At 30.3% G+C, this 23,865-nt stretch carries 27 protein-coding genes and 1 riboswitch; of the genes, 21 read left to right on the forward strand and 6 right to left on the reverse strand.

What is annotated here, in order from left to right:
* Window positions 1–11 precede the first annotated feature (11 nt).
* Both recA and alaS read left to right on the forward strand, forming a co-directional pair.
* Window positions 12–1,163 carry a recombinase RecA gene (gene recA, locus Q0X98_RS02860; protein ID WP_297681263.1) on the forward strand — a complete coding sequence of 384 codons (1,152 nt, stop codon included), beginning with the start codon at window positions 12–14 and terminating at the stop codon, window positions 1,161–1,163.
* A 100-nt stretch (window positions 1,164–1,263) separates the two neighbouring features.
* Window positions 1,264–3,930 carry an alanine--tRNA ligase gene (alaS, locus tag Q0X98_RS02865; protein ID WP_297681265.1) on the forward strand — a complete coding sequence of 889 codons (2,667 nt, stop codon included), beginning with the start codon at window positions 1,264–1,266 and terminating at the stop codon, window positions 3,928–3,930.
* Here the strand turns inward: alaS and Q0X98_RS02870 are convergent.
* Window positions 3,922–5,136 carry an NADP-dependent isocitrate dehydrogenase gene (locus tag Q0X98_RS02870; RefSeq protein WP_297681267.1) on the reverse strand — a complete coding sequence of 405 codons (1,215 nt, stop codon included), beginning with the start codon at window positions 5,134–5,136 and terminating at the stop codon, window positions 3,922–3,924. The genes alaS and Q0X98_RS02870 overlap by 9 nt on opposite strands.
* 77 nt (window positions 5,137–5,213) lie before the next feature.
* Between Q0X98_RS02870 and Q0X98_RS02875 the strand changes: the two genes are divergently transcribed.
* From Q0X98_RS02875 to panB, 9 genes are read left to right on the forward strand one after another with little or no spacing between them, the layout of a single operon-like run.
* A complete protein-coding gene (locus tag Q0X98_RS02875; protein WP_297681269.1) occupies window positions 5,214–5,861 on the forward strand; it encodes a phosphatidylserine decarboxylase in 648 nt (215 codons plus the stop codon).
* 1 nt (window position 5,862) lies between these two features.
* Complete coding sequence (gene pssA, locus Q0X98_RS02880) at window positions 5,863–6,438, forward strand: CDP-diacylglycerol--serine O-phosphatidyltransferase (RefSeq protein ID WP_297681271.1); 576 nt, start codon at window positions 5,863–5,865, stop codon at window positions 6,436–6,438.
* A gap of 12 nt (window positions 6,439–6,450) precedes the next feature.
* Window positions 6,451–7,260, forward strand: a complete 810-nt coding sequence (gene pssA, locus Q0X98_RS02885) for a CDP-diacylglycerol--serine O-phosphatidyltransferase (protein WP_297681273.1) — start codon at window positions 6,451–6,453, stop codon at window positions 7,258–7,260.
* A 36-nt stretch (window positions 7,261–7,296) separates the two neighbouring features.
* Entirely contained in the window at window positions 7,297–7,908 is a 612-nt protein-coding gene (locus Q0X98_RS02890) for an RlmE family RNA methyltransferase (protein ID WP_297681275.1), read from the forward strand.
* 37 nt (window positions 7,909–7,945) lie between these two features.
* Window positions 7,946–9,022 carry an IMP dehydrogenase gene (locus Q0X98_RS02895; protein ID WP_297681277.1) on the forward strand — a complete coding sequence of 359 codons (1,077 nt, stop codon included), beginning with the start codon at window positions 7,946–7,948 and terminating at the stop codon, window positions 9,020–9,022.
* Window positions 9,022–9,459, forward strand: a complete 438-nt coding sequence (locus Q0X98_RS02900; protein ID WP_297681279.1) for a hypothetical protein — start codon at window positions 9,022–9,024, stop codon at window positions 9,457–9,459. The genes Q0X98_RS02895 and Q0X98_RS02900 overlap by 1 nt, the downstream gene beginning before the upstream one ends.
* Window positions 9,449–11,011, forward strand: a complete 1,563-nt coding sequence (gene guaA / locus Q0X98_RS02905) for a glutamine-hydrolyzing GMP synthase (RefSeq protein WP_297681281.1) — start codon at window positions 9,449–9,451, stop codon at window positions 11,009–11,011. The genes Q0X98_RS02900 and guaA overlap by 11 nt, the downstream gene beginning before the upstream one ends.
* A gap of 21 nt (window positions 11,012–11,032) precedes the next feature.
* The gene (locus Q0X98_RS02910; protein ID WP_338140425.1) at window positions 11,033–11,452 is read left to right on the forward strand and encodes a VOC family protein; all 420 of its coding nucleotides are present in this window, start codon (window positions 11,033–11,035) and stop codon (window positions 11,450–11,452) included.
* 4 nt (window positions 11,453–11,456) lie between these two features.
* On the forward strand, window positions 11,457–12,230 hold the full coding sequence (gene panB, locus Q0X98_RS02915) for a 3-methyl-2-oxobutanoate hydroxymethyltransferase (protein ID WP_297681285.1): 774 nt from the start codon (window positions 11,457–11,459) through the stop codon (window positions 12,228–12,230).
* Here the strand turns inward: panB and Q0X98_RS02920 are convergent, their stop codons facing one another.
* Window positions 12,231–12,845, reverse strand: coding sequence for a YjbE family putative metal transport protein (locus Q0X98_RS02920; RefSeq protein ID WP_297681287.1), 615 nt, complete (start codon window positions 12,843–12,845; stop codon window positions 12,231–12,233).
* Window positions 12,846–12,943: 98 nt separating this feature from the next.
* A complete protein-coding gene (locus Q0X98_RS02925; protein ID WP_297681289.1) occupies window positions 12,944–14,200 on the reverse strand; it encodes an ABC transporter substrate-binding protein in 1,257 nt (418 codons plus the stop codon).
* 123 nt (window positions 14,201–14,323) lie between these two features.
* Between Q0X98_RS02925 and Q0X98_RS02930 the strand changes: the two genes are divergently transcribed.
* From Q0X98_RS02930 to Q0X98_RS02950, 5 genes are read left to right on the forward strand one after another with little or no spacing between them, the layout of a single operon-like run.
* Entirely contained in the window at window positions 14,324–15,190 is an 867-nt protein-coding gene (locus Q0X98_RS02930) for a branched-chain amino acid ABC transporter permease (protein ID WP_028036597.1), read from the forward strand.
* The gene (locus tag Q0X98_RS02935) at window positions 15,190–16,203 is read left to right on the forward strand and encodes a branched-chain amino acid ABC transporter permease (protein WP_034412275.1); all 1,014 of its coding nucleotides are present in this window, start codon (window positions 15,190–15,192) and stop codon (window positions 16,201–16,203) included. Before Q0X98_RS02930 ends, Q0X98_RS02935 begins: the two co-directional genes overlap by 1 nt.
* On the forward strand, window positions 16,200–16,922 hold the full coding sequence (locus tag Q0X98_RS02940) for an ABC transporter ATP-binding protein (protein ID WP_297681293.1): 723 nt from the start codon (window positions 16,200–16,202) through the stop codon (window positions 16,920–16,922). Before Q0X98_RS02935 ends, Q0X98_RS02940 begins: the two co-directional genes overlap by 4 nt.
* A complete protein-coding gene (locus Q0X98_RS02945; RefSeq protein WP_297681295.1) occupies window positions 16,912–17,076 on the forward strand; it encodes an ATP-binding cassette domain-containing protein in 165 nt (54 codons plus the stop codon). The genes Q0X98_RS02940 and Q0X98_RS02945 overlap by 11 nt, the downstream gene beginning before the upstream one ends.
* Before the next feature lie 40 nt (window positions 17,077–17,116).
* Window positions 17,117–17,620 (forward strand): ATP-binding cassette domain-containing protein, encoded by a 504-nt coding sequence (locus tag Q0X98_RS02950; protein ID WP_297681530.1) that lies wholly within the window; start codon window positions 17,117–17,119, stop codon window positions 17,618–17,620.
* Here Q0X98_RS02950 and Q0X98_RS02955 read toward each other — a convergent pair whose 3' ends face one another.
* Genes Q0X98_RS02955 through Q0X98_RS02965 form a run of 3 tightly spaced genes read right to left on the reverse strand, consistent with a single transcriptional unit; the run spans window position 17,621 to window position 19,673 of the window.
* Window positions 17,621–18,406, reverse strand: a complete 786-nt coding sequence (locus tag Q0X98_RS02955; protein WP_297681297.1) for a putative hydro-lyase — start codon at window positions 18,404–18,406, stop codon at window positions 17,621–17,623.
* Window positions 18,407–18,411: 5 nt separating this feature from the next.
* Window positions 18,412–18,900, reverse strand: coding sequence for a hypothetical protein (locus tag Q0X98_RS02960; RefSeq protein ID WP_297681299.1), 489 nt, complete (start codon window positions 18,898–18,900; stop codon window positions 18,412–18,414).
* Window positions 18,900–19,673 carry a 5-oxoprolinase subunit PxpA gene (locus Q0X98_RS02965; protein WP_297681301.1) on the reverse strand — a complete coding sequence of 258 codons (774 nt, stop codon included), beginning with the start codon at window positions 19,671–19,673 and terminating at the stop codon, window positions 18,900–18,902. Before Q0X98_RS02965 ends, Q0X98_RS02960 begins: the two co-directional genes overlap by 1 nt.
* Before the next feature lie 28 nt (window positions 19,674–19,701).
* On the opposite strand from Q0X98_RS02965, the gene Q0X98_RS02970 reads away from it, so the two are divergent.
* The 5 genes from Q0X98_RS02970 to gcvH all read left to right on the forward strand — a co-directional run bounded on the left by Q0X98_RS02970 (window position 19,702) and on the right by gcvH (window position 23,865).
* Window positions 19,702–20,376: an allophanate hydrolase subunit 1 gene (locus tag Q0X98_RS02970; protein ID WP_028036604.1), complete on the forward strand. Its 675-nt coding sequence runs from the start codon at window positions 19,702–19,704 to the stop codon at window positions 20,374–20,376.
* Window positions 20,369–21,313 (forward strand): biotin-dependent carboxyltransferase family protein, encoded by a 945-nt coding sequence (locus tag Q0X98_RS02975; RefSeq protein WP_297681303.1) that lies wholly within the window; start codon window positions 20,369–20,371, stop codon window positions 21,311–21,313. Before Q0X98_RS02970 ends, Q0X98_RS02975 begins: the two co-directional genes overlap by 8 nt.
* The gene (locus Q0X98_RS02980) at window positions 21,313–22,191 is read left to right on the forward strand and encodes a DMT family transporter (protein ID WP_297681305.1); all 879 of its coding nucleotides are present in this window, start codon (window positions 21,313–21,315) and stop codon (window positions 22,189–22,191) included. Before Q0X98_RS02975 ends, Q0X98_RS02980 begins: the two co-directional genes overlap by 1 nt.
* 22 nt (window positions 22,192–22,213) lie before the next feature.
* Window positions 22,214–22,304: riboswitch (glycine riboswitch) on the forward strand.
* A 77-nt stretch (window positions 22,305–22,381) separates the two neighbouring features.
* Window positions 22,382–23,485 (forward strand): glycine cleavage system aminomethyltransferase GcvT, encoded by a 1,104-nt coding sequence (gene gcvT, locus Q0X98_RS02985; RefSeq protein ID WP_297681307.1) that lies wholly within the window; start codon window positions 22,382–22,384, stop codon window positions 23,483–23,485.
* Window positions 23,485–23,865, forward strand: a complete 381-nt coding sequence (gcvH, locus tag Q0X98_RS02990; RefSeq protein ID WP_028036608.1) for a glycine cleavage system protein GcvH — start codon at window positions 23,485–23,487, stop codon at window positions 23,863–23,865. The genes gcvT and gcvH overlap by 1 nt, the downstream gene beginning before the upstream one ends.

Consider the following 23,865-nt stretch of genomic DNA (forward strand, 5'->3'; position numbering starts at 1 on the left):
AGAGGCTAAAAATGACGAAAAGTAACCTAAAAGTAGTTAAATCTACTAAAGATCAAGAAATGGACGTTAAAGAAAAGAACAAAGCATTGGATGCAGCAATAGCTCAAATTACCGACAATTTTGGAAAAGGTTCAGTAATGAAGCTTGGACAAAGAAGAGCGATGGATATTGAGTCTGTTTCTACAGGATCTTTAAGTCTTGATTTAGCATTAGGAATAGGTGGATTACCTAAAGGAAGAATTGTTGAAGTTTACGGACCAGAATCTTCAGGAAAAACAACATTGGCACTACAAGTTGTTGCTGAAGCACAAAAAGCTGGTGGAATTTGTGCATTTGTTGATGCAGAGCATGCATTAGATCCAGTTTATGCAAAAAAATTAGGAGTAAATACAGAAGAACTTTTAATTTCTCAACCAGATGCAGGTGAACAAGCGTTAGAAATAGCTGATACTCTTGTTAAATCAGGATCTATTTCAGTTATCGTAATTGACTCAGTTGCAGCTTTAACTCCAAGAGCTGAAATTGAAGGTGAGATGGGAGATCATCACGTTGGTCTTCAGTCTAGATTGATGAGTCAAGCTTTAAGAAAACTAACAAGTTCAATTTCAAACACAAACACAATGATGATTTTCATTAACCAAATTAGAATGAAAATTGGAGTTATGTTTGGAAGTCCCGAAACAACATCAGGTGGAAATGCTTTAAAATTTTACTCATCTGTTAGAATGGATATTAGAAGAATTGGTGCTATTAAAGATAAAGATGAAATTATTGGTAACTCAACAAGAGTTAAAGTAGTTAAAAACAAAGTAGCGCCACCATTTAAAGTTGTTGAATTTGATTTAATGTATGGAAAAGGGATCAGTAAAATGGGAGAGCTTGTTGATCTAGGTTCAAAAGCAGACATTATTGAAAAATCAGGAGCATGGTATGCTTATAAGGGTGAAAAAATAGGTCAAGGTAGGGAAAATGCAAAAACTTATCTTGCTCAAAATCCTAAAGTAGCTGCTGAAATAGAACTGTTAATAAGAGAAAAAGCAGGTGTAATTCAAAAAAAGATTGAAGGAAATCCTCTAGATCCAGAAAAAGCTGCAAAAGATCAGATTGAAGATCCAAAAGCAGAAAAGAAAGAGGAAGAAGTAGTTCCTACTAAAAAAAATTAGTTAAAAGGTCATCTTTAATTATTAAAAGGCGCTTAGTTTAAGCGCCTTTTTTCCCTTACTGTTATCTAGACATAAAATAAAAAAGCTGTATTTTAAAAATATGGCTGACAAATCTTTAAACGAAATAAGAAATACATTCTTAAAATATTTTGAAAAGAATGATCATAAGATTGTAGAGTCTAGTAACTTGGTCCCCAATAATGATCCAACCTTAATGTTTGCAAACTCAGGAATGGTTCAATTTAAAAATGTATTTACTGGTTTAGAGAAAAGAAATTATCAAAGAGCAACTACTTCACAGAAATGTGTAAGAGCAGGGGGAAAACATAATGATTTAGAGAATGTTGGATACACTCCAAGACATCACACATTCTTTGAAATGTTAGGAAACTTTTCATTTGGAGATTATTTCAAGGAACAAGCAATTCACTATGCTTGGAATTTGATTACTAAAGATTTTGGCATAGATAAAAATAGACTTTATGTAACAGTTTATCATGAAGATGATGAAGCCTTCAATTTCTGGAAGAAAATAGCTGGTTTTAGTGATGATAAGATTATTAGAATAGCAACATCTGACAATTTTTGGTCAATGGGAGAGACAGGTCCATGTGGCCCATGCTCTGAAATTTTTTATGATCATGGTGATCACTTGGCTGGTGGTCTACCAGGGACTAAAGATGAAGATGGAGATCGATTTATTGAAATATGGAATTTAGTCTTCATGCAATTTGAACAAATTTCAAAAGAAAAAAGAATAGATCTTCCAAAACCATCTGTTGATACTGGTATGGGTCTAGAGAGAATTGCAGCACTGCTTCAAGGTACACATGATAATTATGAAACAGATCATTTTAAAAAGATAATTAGTTCAGCATCAGAAATAATTAAAATTAAACAAGATCAATCTAATCAATCAAGTTTTAGAGTTATTGCAGACCATTTAAGAGCTAGTGCGTTTTTAATTGCAGAGGGTGTTTTGCCATCAAATGAAGGTAGAGGTTATGTCTTAAGAAGAATAATGAGAAGAGGAATGAGACACTCACATTTACTTGGATCTAAAGATCCAGTTTTTTTTAATTTATTTGACACTCTTAAAAAAGAAATGTCAGGGAACTATCCTGAATTAGTTAGAGCAGAGTCTTTAATTAAAGAAACCTTGAGAATGGAGGAAGAGAAATTTTTAGTTCTTTTAGATCGAGGTATTAAAATATTAAATGAAGAAATTTCAAAAATTGATAAAGTTTTACCTGGTGATGTAGCATTTAAATTATATGACACTTATGGATTTCCATTAGATCTTACAGAAGATATTTTAAGAAATAAATCAATGTCAATTGATACAGAAAAATTTCAATCATTGATGAAAGAAAGTAGAGAGCTTGCTAAAAAAAACTGGAAGGGTTCAGGAGATGCTGCTGTTGAAGATATCTGGTTTGGAATTAAGGAAAAATTAGGTGCTACAGAATTTTTAGGTTATGAGAGTAACCAAGCTGAAGGAATAGTTTTGTCACTTCTGTCAAAAAATAAGGAAGTGAACGAATTAAAAGAAAATGATGAAGGCATGATTATTGTAAACCAGACACCTTTTTATGGAGAGTCTGGAGGTCAAGTAGGGGATATAGGTGAGATTATTTCAAATGATTTTAAATTTAAAGTAATCGATGTTCAAAAGAAATTAGGGGATTTAATTATACATTATGGAAAAGTGATCAGCGGAACAATAAAGACAAATGATAGTGTTGAGTTAAAAATTGATATCAAGAGAAGAGATGATACTCGAGCTTACCATTCAGCAACTCATTTGCTACATGAATCATTAAGAAGAGTATTAGGAGATCATGTAACTCAAAAAGGTTCTTTAGTTGAACCAAGTCGATTAAGATTTGATTTTTCCCACATGAAGCCAATACCAAATGAAGAGATTGATAAAATAGAGGGTTTTGTAAATACAATAGTCTCAAAAAAATCAGATGTTAAAACACGTTTGATGACACCAGATGAGGCGGTTGAAAATGGTGCTTTAGCGTTATTTGGGGAAAAATATGGTGATGAAGTAAGAGTGTTATCCATGGGAGATGATGGAGATAAGTATTTTTCAACAGAACTTTGTGGGGGTACTCATGTTAAAAACACAGGTGATATTGGTAAATTTAAGATAATTAGCCAATCATCAATTGCTGCAGGTGTTAGAAGAATTGAGGCTTTAAGAGATAAGCAACTAGAAGATTATTTAAATGATAAGAAAAAAATATCCAATATTTCATCTGAAAAGGATAATGAACTTATTAAAGTATTAAGTGATCAAATAGCTAAATTAGGTGGAAAACCAAATTTAGATCAATCAGATCAAAAAACATTAATTAAAAATTTATCAAAACAGTTAGAAACAATTTCTGTTAATTCAATTTTGGAGGATAAATCCAAAAACATCATCAAAGATGAAGAAATTAATGGAGTTAAACTGCGACTTCAAAAAGTTGATGGATTACCACCAAAAGAATTAAGAAAACTTGTTGATAAAGGTAAAAAAGAATTGAGTGAAGGAATTGTAATAGTTTTTGCTAACAAAGATGATAAAGTTGGAATTGCAGTTGGTGTCACAGAAAAATTGACAAACAAGTTTGATGCAGTTCAATTTGTTAAAGTTGGTTCAGAGATTATTGGAGGACAAGGTGGTGGGGGAAGAAAAGATTTTGCTCAAGCAGGTGGTCAAGATCAATCTAAAATTGAACAAGCTTTTGAAAAACTTAAAACTCTAATTTAATTTCTTTTTAAGATTACCATCAATTTCATCTAAGAATTGATTGGTAGTTAAATATTTACTTGAAGGACCAATTAAAATTGCTAGATCTTTTGTCATCGCACCATTTTCTACACATTCAATACAAACTTTTTCAATAGTCTGAGCAAACTTAATTAACTCATCATTATTATCAAGTTTACCTCTATGGGCCAATCCTCTTGTCCAAGCAAAAATAGATGCAATAGGGTTTGTTGAAGTTTCTTTTCCTTGTTGATGCATTCTATAGTGTCTTGTAACGGTTCCATGCGCAGCTTCTGCTTCCATTATTTTTCCATCAGGTGTTAGCAATGTACTAGTCATTAATCCTAAAGAACCATAACCTTGAGCCATCGTATCAGACTGAACATCTCCATCATAATTTTTACAAGCCCAAATATATTTTCCACTCCATTTCATTGCACAAGCAACCATGTCATCAATTAATCTATGTTCATAAGTTAAATTATTTTTTTCAAAATCATCTTTATATTCTTTTTCAAAAATTTCTTGGAAGATGTCTTTAAATCTACCATCGTATTGTTTTAAAATTGTGTTTTTCGTAGACATGTAAACAGGCCATTTTTTAATTAATCCATAACTAAAACAAGATCTTGCAAAGTCTTCAATTGATTTATCCAAATTGTACATTGAAAGTGCAACACCAGGACCTGTGAAGTTAAATACTTCATATTTTATTTCATCTTTTCCATCTTCAGAAGTCCATTTAACTTCCATTTTACCTTTGCCAGGTACTTTAAAATCTGTCGCTCTATACTGGTCTCCAAAAGCGTGTCTTCCAATAATCACAGGATCAGTCCAAGAAGGCACAAGTTTTGGAATATTTTTACATATGATGGGCTCTCTAAAAACTGTACCCCCAATGATGTTTCTTATCGTTCCATTAGGAGATCTCCACATTTTCTTTAAGTCAAATTCTTTAACACGATCTTCATCAGGAGTAATCGTTGCACACTTAATCCCAACCCCAACCTTTTTTATTGCATTAGCTGAGTCTATTGTGATTTGATCATCTGTATTATCTCTACTTTTCATACCAAGATCGTAATATTCGATGCCAAGATCAAGATAAGGTAGTATTAGTTTATTTTTAATGAACTCCCATATAATACGAGTCATTTCATCACCATCTAGTTCTACAACTGGGTTATTTACCTTGATTTTACTCATTAAAATTAAATTTAACTTATTAATTGAATTTGATTGGTTTATATACATATTAATCAAAAATTAGCAAATAGAAGAATATGTTTACCAAGATATTTCCACCGATACATACAGAGGGCTATAAGTTTTTAGTTATAGCAGGATTTATAACTCTTGTTTTATTATTTATTAGTGGTTTTTTAGGAACAATTAGTTTGTTGTTAACTATATGGGTTTATTATTTTTTTAGAGATCCTGAAAGAGTTATAATTGAAGATGATAATTACTTAGTTAGCCCTGCTGATGGCGAAGTAATAAAAGTTGAAGAAGTAGATGGACCAAAAGAAGTCAATCTTGAAAATAAAAAATTCAAAAAAATAAGTATATTCATGAACGTTTTTGACTGCCATGTAAACAGAACTCCTTGTGCAGGAAAAGTTGAAGAAATTTTATATAAACCTGGAAAATTTTTTAATGCATCTTTAGATAAAGCAAGCGAAGACAACGAAAGAAATTATTATAAGCTAAAAGACAAACATGGAAATGATATTATTGTAGTTCAAATAGCAGGTCTTATTGCACGAAGAATTGTTTGTGAAACAGATAATGGTCAAGAGCTTAATCAAGGTGATAGAATTGGTATGATCAGATTTGGGAGTAGAGCAGATGTCTATTATGAAAATTATGAACCACTAGTAAAAGTTGGACAAAAAACAATATCTGGTGAAACTTTATTAGCAAAGAAATAAGATGGAACAACCAAAAAATAATTTAAAAATTATAACAGATAAAAAAAACGCTAGAGTGATTTTACCTAATATGTTGACTTTAATAGGAGTTTGCATTGGGTTAACTTCTATTAGATTTGCTTTTAATGCGCAGTTTGATCTAGCAATTATAGCAATAATTTTTGCAGCTTTATTTGATTGGTTAGATGGAAGAATTGCCAGATTAATTAAGGGAACATCTGAAGTTGGAAAAGAATTAGATTCATTAGCAGATGTAATAAGTTTTGGTGTAGCACCAGCATTCATTATGTATTTTTGGACATTAAGTTCACTAGGTAAATTTGGTTGGTTGTTATGTTTAGTTTATGTAAGTTGTGTTGCTTTAAGATTAGCAAGATTTAATGTAAATTCAAATCAGGAACCATCATGGAAAGACAATTTTTTTGAAGGAGTCCCATCACCAGCTGGAGGAATTTTAGTTTTATCACCTTTAATTGTAAGTTTGTCAAACTTTGATTATATCAAACTTGATTATAATATTATAGTACCTATATTTTTTATATTAACTTCTTTATTATTAATAAGGAAACCTTGTTAGCTAAAAGATAAAATGGAACAACCTAAAAATAATTTGAAGATTATAGCAGATAAAAAAAATGCTAGAGTAATTCTTCCTAACATGCTCACCTTGATAGGAGTTTGTATTGGATTAAGCTCAATTCGGTTTGCATTAGATGGAAAATTTGAATTTGCAATTATCGCAATAATCTTGGCCGCACTTATAGACGGTTTGGATGGTAGAATTGCAAGATTAATTAAAGGGACATCAAAAGTTGGAAAAGAATTAGATTCCTTAACAGACATGATAAGCTTTGGTGTGGCCCCAGCCTTTATTATGTATTTTTGGTCATTAAGTGCATTAGGAAGATTTGGTTGGCTTTTGTGTTTAATCTATGTGATTTGTGTAGCTTTAAGATTAGCAAGATTTAATGTTAATTCAAATCAAGCACCATCCTGGAAAGATAATTTTTTTGAAGGAGTGCCATCTCCAGCGGGAGGAATTTTAGTTTTAACACCACTTATCATAAGCTTGACTGATTTTGATTATATCAAATTGAATTATAATATTATTGTACCAATATTTTTTATAACTACTTCCTTGTTATTAATAAGTAAATTTCCAAGTTACTCATTCAAAAAGATTGTTATTCAAAGAAAAACAACAATTTTTTTATTATTCGGAATAATCTTATTTTTTGGTTTATTACTAGTTTATCCTTTTAATATTATAGCAATAAGTTCGATTATTTATGTATTAATGTTACCTATTAGTTTTTTTCATTATCAAAAGTTAAGTAAAGAAAATGCTGACAGTAATTCATCTGATGATGCTGATGATGATTTTGAAGACATTCTATGATAAAATATTTTTGAAAAATTTAGAACAAGCAGTTATTTGAAAAAAAATAAAATTTCCAAAAATTGGGTCAATAAACAAAGACGAGATACCTACGTTAAACAATCTAAGGTTGATGGATATAGAGCAAGATCTGCATATAAATTAATTGAAATAGATGAAAAATTTAAAATTTTTAAAGGTGGTATTTCAGTTATAGATATTGGAGCTGCTCCAGGAAGTTGGTCACAATATGCTGCAAAAACTGCAAAAAGTGGAAGGTTAATTTCGATCGATCTTAAGGAAATGGAACCGATTGGTAATACCGTTCAAATTCAAGGTGATTTTACTGAAGAAAGTATTCAACATGAGATTAAAAATAATATTAAAACTAAAGTTGATGTGGTTATGTCTGATATGGCAGTAAATACAACGGGTATTAAAAATATCGACTCAATTCAAACCGGAGAACTATGTAAAGAGGCAATGTTTTTTGCAAAAGATCAATTAAAGGATAATGGCTATTTTATTTCAAAAATTTTCATGGGTGGTACATTTAACGAAATAGTCGCAGAAGGAAAAAAATATTTTAAAGAAGTTAAGGTTTTTAAACCAAAATCTAGCAGAAAAGATTCTAAGGAAAGCTTTATTATTTGTAGCAAACTTAGATAGGGTCTTTAAATATAAAAGGAATCGTATATAAAAGATTATGGTTCCCATAAAAGAAGCACTTACCTTTGATGACGTCACATTAGCTCCAAAATACTCAGAAATATTACCTTCTGAGGTTAATACTGCTACCCAGTTAACTAAAAGCCTTACACTAAAAATTCCTCTTTTATCGTCTGCTATGGATACAGTGACAGAAAGCAAGATGGCAATAGCTATAGCTAAATCAGGAGGAATAGGGGTTATTCATAGGAATTTAGAAATTAAAAATCAAATTTTAGAAATTAAAAAAGTAAAAAAACAAAAATTATTAGTAGGTGCAGCAGTTGGTGCTGGACTAAATGAATTTAAGAGAGCTGAAGCAATTATTAAAGAAGGTGTTGATTTAATAGTAGTCGATACTGCTCACGGACATACTCGAAAAGTAGGAGAAATAATTAAATTTATTAAAAAATTTAAAAAAAAAACAATTGCTTTGTGTGCAGGAAATATAGCAACACCAGAAGCTGCAAAATATTTAATTAAATTAGGTGTTGATATTATTAAAGTTGGAATTGGTCCTGGATCAATTTGCACAACAAGATTAGTTGCTGGAATTGGTGTTCCGCAATTGAGTGCAATCTTGTCAGTAAGAAATGGATTAAGAAACAAAAATGTAAAAATTATTTCTGATGGTGGAATTAAATATTCTGGTGATTTAGCAAAAGCATTTGCGGCAGGAGCTGATGCGGTTATGATAGGATCATTATTTGCTGGTACAGATGAAGCCCCAGGAAAGTTAATAAAAAAAAATGGAAAATTATTCAAAAGCTTTAGAGGAATGGGTTCTGTAGGAGCAATGAATAAAGGTTCAGCAGACAGATATTTTCAAGCTAAACAAAAAGATACATCAAAATATGTTCCTGAGGGAGTTGAAGGATTTGCTAAATACAAAGGTGATGTTGAGAGTATTATTTATAAATTAATTGGCGGACTTAGATCATCCATGGGTTATCTTGGTTCAAAAAATATTATAAAATTAAGAGTAAAACCAAACTTTGTTAAGATTACTAAAGCAGGATTTTATGAAAGCATGGTTCATAACGTAGATATGGTTAAAAACGATAGCAAATATTAATGAATAAATTTTTTAAAATAATTTCGCCAGTATTTTTTTTAGTTTTTTTTATAAATACGGCATTTAGTAAAGAAAATTTTTTTGATGAAGCGTTAAAAATGTATCAGGATAAAAAATATGATGATGCTCGTTTTATGTTGGAACGAAATATAGTCTTCAATCCAAAGGATGCTAAATCCTATCTTTATTTGGCAAAAATTTATAATCATGAAGAAAATCAGAGGAAAGAAGAGTATAATTTAGATACAGCATTGTTGATAGAGCCAAATAATGAGGAAGCTATTTTAATGCTGATGAAAATAGCTTTAAAGAAATCAAATTATTCAAAAGTTAAAGAACTTTCTCAAACATTTGTCAAAGTTTGTGAAAAATTATGTGATGAAAATGATGAAATTCAAAAATCTCTTAAAAATATAGAACCAGAAAATGAGTCTTGATCAAAATCTAGATAAAATCTTAATTATAGATTTTGGCTCTCAATTTACCCAGCTAATCGCAAGAAGAATAAGAGAATTAGGCGTTTTTTCTGAAATCATAAGTCATAAAAAAATAAAATTAAAAGATATTGATCAGACTATTAAGGGAATTGTTTTATCTGGCGGACCACTAAATGTTTATCAAATAAACAAATATTCATTTGATAAAAAAATTATAGATTTAAATATTCCTATTTTAGGTATTTGTTTTGGTCATCAAATACTTTCCAAACTAAATGGAGGAAGAGTAAAACAATCAAAACATAGAGAATTTGGACTAGCAAATATTTATAAAAAAAAAGAAAGTCTTTTAACTAAAAATTTTTTTAATAAAAAAAAATTTAAAAAAGTTTGGATGAGTCACGCAGACCAAGTGTCAAAACTCCCAAAAAACTTTACAGTGATAGCTTCCAGTACCAATTCTAAATTTGCAATTGTAGAAAATAAATTAAAAAATTTTTATGGAATTCAATTTCATCCAGAAGTAACACATACTGAAAATGGTAAAAAACTGATAAGTAATTTTATTTTTTTGATATGTAAAATTAAACGTAATTGGTCTTCTAAAGATCAAAAAATTCAACTTATTAAAGAAGTTAAAGATCAAGTTGGATCAGAAAAAGTTATTTGTGCTTTATCAGGTGGTGTTGATAGTAGCGTGGTAGCTCAATTACTCAATAAAGCAATTGGTAAAAAACTATACTGTATTTTTGTAAATACTGGTTTGTTGAGAAAAAATGAAGAAATACAAGTTGTTCAAACTTTTAAGAAACGTTTAAAGATGAATTTAATTTATGTAAATGCTGAGAAAGAATTTTTAAAAAAACTACACAATGTTTCTGATCCTGAAAAAAAGAGAAAAATTATTGGTAACCTTTTTATAAAAATATTTGAAAGATATGCTAAAAAAATTAAAAATGTTAAATTTTTAGCTCAAGGAACTCTTTATCCAGATTTGATCGAAAGCAAATCAGTAACAGGAAGTCAAACCTCTAAAATTAAATCCCATCACAATGTTGGTGGACTTCCAAAAAAGATGAAACTAAAACTTGTAGAACCTTTGAAATTTCTTTTTAAAGATGAAGTTAGAAAATTAGGTTTAGAATTAAATTTAAGCAAAGATATTATTTCAAGACATCCTTTTCCAGGTCCTGGTCTAGCAATTAGAATGCCAGGATTAATTACTAATGATAAAATAAATATACTCAAAGAAGCTGATTATTATTTTATTCAAGCATTAAAGGACCATGGTCTATATCATAAGATTTGGCAGGCTTATGCAGCATTGCTACCAGTTAAAACAGTAGGTGTTATGGGTGATAATAGAACTTACGAATATTTATGTTTATTAAGAGCAATTACATCTGAAGATGGAATGACAGCAGATTTTTATGAGTTTAAAAAGTCTTTTATGGAAACAATTTCTAACCAAATAGTAAATAGCATTAGAGGAATTAATAGAGTTGTCTACGATATTACTTCAAAACCACCTAGCACTATTGAATTAGAGTAGTTTTAAACTATAAATAATTATATGAAATATTTACATACTATGATCAGAGTCAAAAATATTGACGAGTCTTTAAAATTTTTTTGTGATGGATTAGGTTTAAAAGAAACAAGAAGAATGGAAAATGAAAAAGGTAGGTTCACTTTAGTCTTTCTAGCTGCTCCTAATGATGAAAAAGCAGAAATTGAATTAACATATAATTGGGATGGTGATGAATTAGGCGAAAGCTCTAGAAATTTTGGGCATTTAGCTTACAGAGTTGATAATATTTATGAAACTTGTCAGCGATTAATGGATATGGGTTACACTATTAATAGACCACCACGCGATGGTCATATGGCATTTGTTAGATCTCCAGACAAAATTTCAATTGAAATACTTCAAGAAGGAAATTTAGAGGCCAAAGAACCATGGGCTTCAATGGAAAATACCGGCTCCTGGTAAGTCGATGAAAAAAAAGATTCTTGAATTAATTGCAAAGAAAAACAAATCTAAGATTGTAAGCTTATCAGCATACTCTAAAAATATTGCAACAATTCTAGATAATTTTTGTGATGTTATACTTGTAGGAGACTCTCTAGGTTCAGTTTTATACAACTATAAATCAACTAGAGAAGTGAGTTTAGATTCAATGATAGAACACTCTAAAAGTGTAAGAATGGGTATTAAAAAAAGCTTAATGGTAGTTGATATGCCTCATAACACATACAGAAATCCAAAAGAGGCTTTAAAAAATGCAAAAAAAATTATGGCAGAAACAAAATCTGATGCAGTAAAATTAGAAGGGGGTGAAAAAATTTGTCAAACAATTAAAATATTAGTTAAAAATAAAATCCCTGTCATGGGACACTTGGGTCTTTTGCCTCAAACAGATAAAACATTTAAATTTAAAGGTAAAAAAAATTCAGAAAGAAGTAAAATTTTAAAAGATGCACAATTGTTGCAATCTGCAGGAGCTTTTTCAATTGTATTAGAATGTGTAGAAACATCTTTAGCAAAAATAGTTACAAATAAAATTAAAATTCCAACTATAGGTATAGGTGCATCAAATAATTGTGATGGTCAAATTTTGGTATTTGATGATTTGATTGGCCTTAATCCAATTAATGTTAGGTTTGTAAAAAAATTCTCAAATATTAGAAAAGAGATGACAAAAGCTGTAGCTGGATATGCAAAAGATGTTAGAAATAAAAAATTTCCATTAAAGAAACATTCTTATTAATTAAAAATATTTAATAAATTCTTCGTTAATTTTAAGTATTTCTAAATCAACCAATCCACCAATTATTAATTGTAAGCCAACTATTAAAATAAGGATTAATCCTATATAGGCTATCCAAATGTGTTTTTGAATATAGTTTGCCATGTATGTTGCAAGAGCACCGGTTAAAACAACAGATAAAACAAGGCCAAAAATCATATACCCAAAATAACCTTTAGCTGCACCAACAACTCCAATTACATTATCAAAACTAATAGTAATATCTGCAAATAACACTTTATATATACTGTGTATATAAGATGGTGCTTTAGATTTTTTCGATGGAGCTTTAACCTTATTTTTCATCTCAACTAAATCTTTTCTAAGATCGTTAACAATCCAAATAAGAAGCAAACCTCCTAAAATTTTTATGAAATAGAATTCAAAAAGATAAGTTGCAAATATCGCAAAAATAATTTTAAAAACTAGAGCACCAGCTACACCCCATAAAATTATTTGTTTTCTATATTTTGGAACAAAGTTAGCAGCTATTAAACCAATTATAATAGCGTTATCTGCTGCTAAGATAATATCTATAAATATAATTTGGAGTAGTATTATGGCTTCTTCAATCAAGATAATTTAATAATATTTTAAATTTTCAATAATTCAATCAAAAGTATAAAAAAAAAGGCGATCAAATTAATGATCGCCTTTAATAATATTGTTTAAAATTATTTTTGTGCCCAAGTAGGCATTGGGTACTGCAATTTACATGCGGCTAATTCAAACGGATAAACAGTACAGTATTTTCCACCTTGAACTTGCATTAAAATACCTCTTGTTTTTTCATTTTGACCATCTGCACCAAATTTAATTCCTCTGTAAGGAACGATTAATGAATCTGATGACATGTCTAGATTAACTAATGCTTGTCTAATTTTTTCAGGGTCAGTTGATCCTGCATTATTAATTGCATTAGCTAAAGCCATAAATCCAGTAAATGCTCTAGCAGGCACATCAGATAAATCTCTTCCACCTGAATGTGTCTTGAAAAGATCATTTACAGTTCCTATCATTGGAATAGTAGTTGCTAAGTCAGTATTAAAAGGAGATCTCGTGATCACACCTTCAGCTTTACTTCCCATTGTCGCTATAAACTTAGGATCTGTATAACCAGCATTCTGAGCAACTAAAAGTTTAGGGTTATAATCAAGTTCTTTTGCTGTATTTAAAAACAAATAAGCATCAGCTGTATAAGATGATGGCAATAAAACATCAGGGTTTTTTGCTTTCAATCTTTGTACTTCAGAACTTAAAGATGTTGTTTTTGCTTTGTAACTTATCTTCTCTACAACTTTAAAGCCTTGGTCTTTAGCCATTTTATTTTGTGTTCCACCACTATCAGATCCCCACAATGTATCTTCATGAATAATACCAAGTGTATTTAATTTGTTATTATTCTTCTTGTTGAAATCATTCATGAATTCAAACATTAATTGAGTAAACTCACCATCGTGAGGCGTAACTCTAAAGAAATATTTAAACCCTCTTGTTGTTAATTTTGGAGATGTAGACTCACCATTAACCCAAGGAATCCCTGCTCTTTCAGATACTTGACTAGCTGCACCAGTAACTGATGAATAGTAAGCTCCAAACATTGCATGAACTTTATCAGAATTTAACATTTTTTCTGTTTCACCAACCCCAATATCTGGTTTTCCACCATGGTCACCAACAACAATTGAAATTTTTCCACCACCTAAACCTTTTAAGCCAGCATTTTTTGCTAAAGGCATACCAGGAATATTGTGGCTGTTATTAATAATATCTAATGCAGTTTGTACTGCAGCAACCGCATCCTTACCAACTTGTGCTACAGGACCAGTTAATGGATACAGCACTCCAATTTTAACATCTTGTGCAGAACTTACTACAGGCGCACAAACTAATGATAAAAAAGTAAATACTGTAAGTATTAATTTTTTCATTTATTTCCCCTCATATTTGTTTTGTTAATAATTAATTAAATACCATATATAAAATCAATTCAATGATATACTTTGATAATTATATATAATGTTTATACATAATCTAATTTATATTTGTTCAAAATGACATCAGAGATTATTCTTCAAGCAATTGTTACCGGTCTAATGATGGGATTAATTTATGCTTTAATAGCTGCAGGACTAAGTTTAATTTTTGGCTTAATGGATATTGTTAATTTTGCTCATGGTGAACACCTAATGTTATCAATGTTTTCTTCATTTTGGTTATGGTCATTATTTGGAATAGATCCAATTTTTTCAATACCTATTACGATTTTGTTGATGGCCATCTGTGGAATACTCACACATTATTTTTTAATTAGATACATTCTAAAAGCAAAAATGTTAATTCAAATTTGTGCAACTTTTGGTTTATCAATATTTATAAGATCTATAGCTCAATTGTTATGGACGCCTGATTTTAGAAATGTAGAAAATCCTTTATTAGAAGGTAGGCTTGAAATAGGCTCTGTTTTTATTGGTCAGCCACAACTAATTGCAAGTTTGGTATGTTTGGTTGCTTTCATAGCTTTGTATCTATTTGTCACAAAAACAGAAACTGGTTTAGCTTTACAAGCTACAGCTCAAGACAGACATGCAGCTGAAATTTTAGGAATTCCATCAAACAAAATGTTTGCAATTGGATGGGCAATTGGACTTGGATGTGTAGGTATAGCAGGAGGCATGATGGCTAACTATTTTTTCATTTTTACTGATGTAGGAATTAATTTTGCTTTATTTGCATTCGTTGCTGTAGCACTAGGTGGTTTTGGAAGTATTATTGGCTGCTTGTATGCGGGAATAATCATAGGTCTAGTAGAGTCATTAGGTGGCTTATTGATAGACCCATCTTTTAAGCTTTTGTATGTCTTTGCAATTTATTTATTAGTGGTGATTTATAAACCACAAGGTTTATTTGGGAGATATTAATGAACGATAAATTATTAACCGCACAAGCAGAGCCACTTTGGAATACAGACAAAAAAATTATTTCATTAATCGCTGGTATAGTTTTATTATTATTTGCACTACCTCATTTGGGTTTAAACTCTTTTTATCTCCATTTAATGATCATGATTTTCATGCATGCTGTTATGGCTCAATCTTGGAACGTGATAGCTGGATTTTCTGGCCAGATTAGTCTTGGCCATGGTGCTTTCTTTGGCATAGGAGCTTATGCAACCTCATTTTTTTATGTTCAGTACGGTATCTCTCCTTGGATAAGCATATTTTTTGGAATAATTTTTTCAGGAATTGCTGCAGTTTTAATTGGAATACCAATGCTTAGATTAAGCGGGCATTATTTTGCAATTGCAACGTTGTTGATAGGTATAAGTTTTCAAGTAGTTTTTCAAAGATGGGATTTAGTTGGCGCAGCATCTGGTTTATGGGTTCCAATGACATCTGGTGATTCTTGGTTAGCGCTTCAATTTCACACAAGTAAAATGCCTTACTATTATGTTTTTTTAGTATTTTTTTTAATCACTTTTTATTTGGTTTGGATCTTAAGTAGATCAAAATTAGGATTTAGATTAAGAGCAGTGAGAGATGATCCTCAAGCGGCATTAAGTTTGTGTATTAATGTTTCAAATTATAAAATTATTGCTTATGTGATATCAGCAATGATTATGGCTCCAATGGGAAGTTTGTTTGCTCAATATATTTTAATAATTGACCCTGATAGAGTTTTTAATATTGAAATATCAATTATTGTTTTATTGATAACTGTCCTTGGTGGAATAGGTAATGTTTGGGGCCCATTACTTGGAGCAGCAATCTTGATTCCAATTTCAGAATATTCAAGAATATATTTAGGTGGTACAGGGGGTGCGGTAGATTTAATTCTTTATGGGTTAATATTAATGTTAATTTGTGTCTTTAGACCAGATGGACTTATATCTTTTGTTCCAAAAAATATTTTAGAGAGAAAAAAACAAAGATGAAAATTTTATCTGTAGAAAATTTAAGCAGAGCTTTTGGTGGAATAAAAGCAAATAATAATATTTCTTTTGAGGTTGAAGAGGGCTCTATACTTGGTGTAATTGGTCCTAATGGTGCAGGAAAATCAACTTTATTCGACTTAATCACAGGGTATACAAAAGCTGACACTGGTGAAGTTAAATTTTTTGAAAAAAATATTTATGGATTAACTCCTGACAGAATAAGCAACCTAGGTATTGGAAGAACATTTCAAAAATTAAAACCATTTGCAGATCAAACATTGCTTGAAAATGTAATGATAGGTTCGTTTGTTAAAGAAAAAAATATTAAAAAGGCTAGAGATAAAGCTTTAGAAATAATTGATTTTGTTGACTTGATTGAGAAGAGACATCATTTTGCAAAAGAGCTTTCTACAGGACAAAGAAAAAGACTTGAGATGGCAAGAGCTATGGCAATAGAGCCAAAATTATTACTAATGGACGAAGTAACTGGTGGTGTTGACCAAAAAACTATACCTGGTCTCGTGGAACTTATCAAAAAACTTAAAAAGTCAGGAGTTACAATTGTTACGATTGAACATAATATTAATATTATTATGGAGATTTCAGATAATATCTTAGCTCTAGATCAAGGAGAAAGAATAGCCTATGGCTCTCCAAAAGAAATTCAAAATAATAAACTGGTTGTAGACTCTTATTTAGGAACATTCGATGCTGCTTGATATTAAAAATATTGATGTTTTATACGATGACTTTCAAGTAATTTGGGATGTATCTATAAATGTTAATAAAGCAGAAATGGTTGCTATATTAGGACCAAACGGATCTGGTAAAAGTACTGTTTTAAACACTATAAGTAATTTAGTTAGCACATAAAAAAGGATCTATTACTTTTAATAATACTTTAATTTCAAATATTCCAACTTATAGAAGAACCGAATTAGGAATTTCTCATGTGCTTGAAAGAAGAAGAGTATTTCCTCATCTTACTGTTAAACAAAACCTCATATTGGGTGCTTGGCATCCAAGGGCAAAAGAAAAGTTATCAAAATCATTAGATAAAGTTTATAAAATTTTCCCAAAATTAGAAACTAGATCAGATCAATTAGCAAAAACAATGTCTGGTGGTGAGCAGCAAATGTTAGCAATCGCTAGAGGAATGATGGGTCTTCCAAAACTACTAATGATTGATGAACCTTTTTTAGGTTTGTCACCTATGGTTATGAAAGATCTAATTAAAATTTTTAAAATTATAGTTTCACAAGGAATTTCAATTTTATTTGTAGAGCAAAATGTAAGACTAGCGTTAAGTATGGCTGATAGAGGGTATGTTTTAGAAAGTGGAAGATTAGTTATCGATGGTAAATCAGAAGATTTAATTGATAATGAAAAAGTTACTAAAGTCTTTTTAGGAAATTAATTACAAAGCTGCTAAATCATTATTAAGTTTATCAGTTATAAGCATTTTTCCAGGACTGTGCGTTATACAAAAATCTGGTTTTGAATCTTGTAAAACAGATTGTGGTGTTACTCCGCAAGCCCAAAAAACTGGAATTTCATTATTCTTAAATGTTTTTGGTGGATCACCATATTCTGGATTCATTATATCTTTAATTCCAATTTCTGAAGGGTCACCAAGGTGCACAGGAGCACCATGAACAGCTGGAAATCTTGAACTAATTTGAACTGATCTAATTGCATCTTTTGAATTCAATGGCCGCATAGATACTACAAGTTTTCCTGAAAACTGGCCCGCAGGTTCACAGTCTATTGATGTTCGGTACATTGGTACAATAGTATTATTTTCTATATGTTGAATAGGTATTCCTGCTTCGATTAAAGGTAATTCAAAAGACATTGAACATCCCAAAACAAAAGTTGTTAAATCTTCGTTCCAGTATTTTTTAATGTCATAAGGTTCATCAATAATTTTTCCTTTTTCCCATATTCTATATTGAGGCACGTCAGTTCTAATATCGATATTTCCTAAATCTTTTAAAGAAGGATCACCTTTAGTGCCAAATCCAATTAAGGGACAAGGTTTAGGATTTTTTTGACAAAATGAAGCAAAATCCATTGCATACTTACTTGGTAAAATACATATATTTCCTTGAACATATTTATTTGCACATCCAGCGGTTTGTTCAGTATACTCATTACTTCTGATAACTTTTCTTGCTTCTATTGGATCTTGTATATCAAGCATATAAACTAGTATTTTGATGTTTTAGTTCCATCAATTATTTCCTTTAGCTCACCATACTCTTCACAATTACAATTTGCTAATACATTTAATCTTTCTTTTGCAAGATCAATTCTATTTGTCACAACATAAAGTTCACCTAAGTATTCATTAATACCTTTGTGGTTAGGTTCAATCTCCAAACCAAGCAGATAATATCTTTCTCCATTTTCATAATCACCAAGTTTTCTAGTTGTAAATCCAAGGTAATTTAGAGTATTTGCTTGAAGTGGCTTTTTTTTATTAGAAGCAAGCAATAATTTTTGAGCTTTCTCATATCTTTTATTTGCTTTTTTAGTTTTACCTTTTTTTTCATACTTTTTTGCTTGTTTTATAAGTGAAACTGCTTTGTCATAATTAGATTTAACTTTTGATGAGCCATCATCAGTGCCAGCTGCATGTGAACTAATTGAAAATAAAGTTATTAAAAAAGATACAATTAAATATTTTTTTATCATTAAATAAATTTCTCCATTAAATTTAAAGGTTTTAGTTTGAGTCCGTTATCAATTAAATTATCTTTAATTGACTTTGCTGTAGCTAACGAACTTTCATTATCTCCATGTATGCATACAGAGTCTATTTCACAAGGTATTTGCTTTCCACTGTGACAATTAAGTGACTGAGTTTTTACCATGTTTAATACATGTTTTTTAGCTTCTTCAGGATCAGTAATTAATGCGTGTGGTTTTTTTCTGGAAACTAGATTTCCATCATCTTCATAATTTCTATCCGCAAAAATTTCACAGGCAATCTTCATATTAAATCTCTTGGCAGCCTCTTCCATTTTGGAACCAGTAGGAACAAGGTAGATTAAATCTTTACTAATTTCATTGATAGTCTTAGCTAAAGTTGTTGCTAGATCAATATCTTCACAAGCCATATTGTTAAGTGCACCATGAGGCTTCATATGAGTAACTTTTTCTCCATAATTATCAGCAATTTTTTGTAAAATTTCATATTGGTCAATTATCAATTTTCTAACTTCAGCAGAAGATAAATTCATTCTCTGTCTTCCAAAATTCTCAGGATCATTAAATGAAGGATGTGCACCAATACTCACACCATTTTTTTTTGATATTTGAACCACTTGATTCATTGACTCATCATCACCTGCATGAAATCCACAAGCAACATTAGCTGAATTTACTATTTCAAGTAAATCTGGATCATACTTGTTAGAATGTTGTTTAGATTTTTCACCTAAATCACAATTTATATTAATTTCCATAGTCTTAATTGTTGAAGTATAACATGGCATGATAAAAAATATATCAAATCTTGGTGACGCAGCTCTTTATTGTGATTTTGGAACTGAGGTTAATAAACAAATTAATTCTAAAGTGATTAGGTATTTTAATGCTATTAGAGAAAAAAATATTAAAGGAATTAATAATCTTACTCCTTCTTATAATAAACTAATAATTTCCTACGATCTTGAAGTAACAAATTTTAAAGAAATTAAAGATAAAATTGAGTCACTTAGTGAAAGTGAAGCGCCTAATATGAATAATAAAAATTTAGAAATACCAGTTTGTTGTGATTTAACTTTTTCATTAGATATGGAAAGATTAGAAAAAAAACTAAACTTAAAGAGAACTGAGATTTTAGAAAATTTTTTTAACAAAGAATTCTTTTGTTATATGACAGGGTTTATTGCTGGAATGCCTTTTTTAGGTGATTTAGATGAAAAAATGAGAGCTCAACGTTTGGAAACTCCTAGAGTAAAAGTTCCAAAAGGTTCAGTCGGCATGACGGAACAATTTGCTAATATCTATACATTTGAAAGCCCAGGTGGTTGGAACATAATTGGTAATACACCACTTGAAGTATTTGATAGCTCCAAGGAAAAAGAACCAAATTTAATTAATCCAGGTGATACAGTTAGATTTAAACAGATTTCATTAGAGGAATATAAAAATTATAATGGTTGATAATTTCTTTAAAGTACTAAGACCAGGTATAAATACAACTTTTCAAGATAAAGGTAGAGATAATTTGTATCATATAGGTATTCCATTTAGTGGAGCGATGGATAATAGAAATTATTTATTAGCTAACAAGTTAGTGGGCAATAAATTAGATACACCTGTTATTGAGTTCGCTTATCAGGGGCCATTATTAAAATTTTATGGGAATAAAATTAATATTGTTATTACTGGGGATGTTATCTTTAAATTAATTCAAAAAGGTAAAGAAATAGATGGAAATTGTTATGAAAGTTATCAGTTAGGTAATGAAGATGAGATTAATATTCTATCAACAAACAAATCTGTTTATGGTTACTTAGCAATTTCAGGCAATCTTGATTTAAAATTACAGTGGGGTAGTTGCTCAATTAATACAAAAGCAAACATTGGCTCAAATGAAGGTAAAAAATTAGAAGAAGAGCAAAAAATTAAAATTTCTAAGATTAATGAAAATATAAATAAAAAGAAAATTAACTATCTTAATTCAAAAATAGAAAATATTAGAATAATCAGAGGAACTAATTTTGATTATTTTTCAGACGAAGGAAAAAAAATTTTTTTAGAAAAAGAATTCACAGTTTCAAAATTATCTGACAGAATGGGGATGAGATTAGAGGGTCCAAAAATAGAAAATATTATAAATACTAATATTAAATCTGAAGGTTTGTTGAAAGGAGTCATTCAAGTGCCAGCGGATGGTAATCCTATCATAATGCTGTCAGACCACGGAACAATAGGTGGATATCCAAAAATTGCTGTTGTTGCTAGTGTTGATTATGACAGATTAGTTCAAATATCATCTGGATCTAAAATAAAGTTTAAAGAAATTGAATTATCTGATGCGGAAACTTTATTTAAGTTGTATCAAATGGAAACTCAGAATTTACTTTCACAAATTTAATGAACATAATCACAAAACTTCCGGGTCCACTATTAGTATTTCTTGGAGCATGTAGTTTAAGTTTTGGTGGGCTAATTGTTAAATCTTTTGAGGGTTCAACCTTATGGCAGATATTATTTTGGAGGTCCTTATTTTTTTCTCTAACTGTCTTGGCTTTTTTAATCATTAGCTATAGACAAAAAACATTCAAAGCATTTAAAGACTCAGGATTACCAGGTTTTATAGGTGGGATCATTTTATCATTTGGTTTCTGTGGTTATGTTTTTGCAATGTACAATACAACAGTTGCTAATACGAATTTTATTATATCTCTTCAAATTTTATTTTTAGCTATATTGGGATACTTTTTTTTAAAAGAAAAAATTTCTGCGATTACTTTAACTTCAATTATTCTTGCTATGACAGGTGTATTATTAATGGTTGGTAACTCATTAACACCTGGTGAATTATCTGGAAATTTAGCAGCTTTTACAATGCCAATTACTTTTGCAATTTTAATAATTATTGTTAGAAAATTTCCTACAGTTGATATGGTTCCAGCACAATTTTATGCTGGAATATGTTCTTGTTTAGTTGGCTATTTCTTGTCGACAAAAATTATGATTTCTCCACATGACATATTTTTAGGGTTTTTAGCAGGTTGTTTTCAAGTTGGTTTAGGTTTTATTTTCATCACTACAGGAGCAAGAACAACACCTTCTGCAATGGTTGGAATAATTATGTTATCAGAATCTGTGCTTGGTCCTATTTGGGCCTTTCTGTTTGTAAGTGAAAGACCATCAACGTATGGATTGATTGGTGGAGCAATAATTCTATTTGCCGTTTTAATACAGTTTTATTCATTGTTATCTAAGAATAAAAAAAGTATTTCTCATTGACCATTCTTAAATAATTGATAAGTTACTTCTTAACGGGAGAGACTACTAACTTTGTAGCACCGAAGGAGCAACCACCCAGGAAACTCTCAGGTAAAAAGGACCGTAACATATTAACTCTGGAAAGAGATTAAATTCTCGCCGAAGGAGCAAAACTCTCAGGCAAATATACAGATGGGTACAAAGAGTTGATATGGAAATAAAAAAAACATCTTTAAATAAACTTCACCAAGACAATCAAGCTAAGTTTGTAGAGTTTGCTGGTTATGAAATGCCAATTCAATACAGCTCAGGTATTATTGAAGAACATAAATTTACAAGATCAAATTCTGGAATATTTGACGTATCACACATGGGACAGTTATTTATTTATGGTGATGATAATTTAACTAATGATTTAGAAGAGATTTTTCCACTAGATTTACATAATTTAAAATTGAATTCATCTAAATACAGTTTTCTAATGAATGATAAAGCCGGTGTCTATGATGATTTAATTATCACAAAATTAGAAGAAGGGTTTTTAATCATTTTAAATGCTGCGTGCAAAGATAATGATTTTAAAATTTTATCTAGTTTACTGAAAGACAAATACAAAATGGTTTTAGATGACCAAAGATCATTAATAGCTATCCAAGGGCCTAAGTCAGTTGATATTTTAAATCAAATTTTAAAAACAGTTGCTGATTTGAACTTTATGTCAGGTAATTGGTTTACGTATAAAGATCAAAAACTCTATGTGACAAGATCAGGTTATACAGGAGAAGATGGATTTGAAGTTTCAATTTCTAATGAGTTAGCTGAAGTATTTACTAAAGAATTATTAAAAAATGGTGCTAAATTAATTGGTCTCGGGGCAAGAGATACATTGAGACTTGAGGCTGGTCTTTGTTTGTATGGCCACGAACTTAGTACTGAAACGACCCCTATAGAGGCAAATCTTAAATGGGCAATTTCCAAGGAGAGACTGAATAAGGGTGGATTTATTGGATCTCAAAATATTATCAGTCAGATTAGTGATGGAGCAAAAAAAATTAGAGTTGGTATCAAACCTGAGGGTAGATTGATTGCTAGAGAAAAAACCAAAGTCTATGATGAAAACGAACAGATGATTGGAGAGATAACGAGTGGAACATTTGGTCCAAGTGTTAATGGACCAATAGCAATGGGTTTTGTTGATCATGCATTTTCAAAAAAAGAAACAAAAATTTTGTTGGAGGTGAGAGGAAAAAAATATCCTGCAAATATTTGTGGATTACCATTTTATAAAAAAAGTTATGTGAAAGGAGCAAACTAATGAGTGAAGTTAAATATTCTAAAGAACATGAGTGGATTAAAGTGGAGGGCGATGTGGGTACAATAGGTATCACACAGCATGCTACAGAAATGCTTGGAGATATAGTTTTTGTTGAATTGCCAGATGTGGGCTCATCAGTTGAAAAAGATGGTAATGCAGGAGTTGTAGAGTCTACTAAGGCTGCAAGTGATGTTTATACACCTATATCAGGTGAGGTAATGGAAAATAATCAAGCAATTGTTGATGATCCAGGAAAGATAAATTCAGATCCAGAAAATGAAGCTTGGTTTTTTAAATTAAAAATAAAAGATAGTAGTGAGTTAGATAGTTTGATGAATAAAGAAGAATACGACAAATTTGCAAAGGAGAGTGGAAACTAA

Source organism: uncultured Candidatus Pelagibacter sp., assembly GCF_943788075.1.
Lineage (GTDB): Bacteria > Pseudomonadota > Alphaproteobacteria > Pelagibacterales > Pelagibacteraceae > Pelagibacter.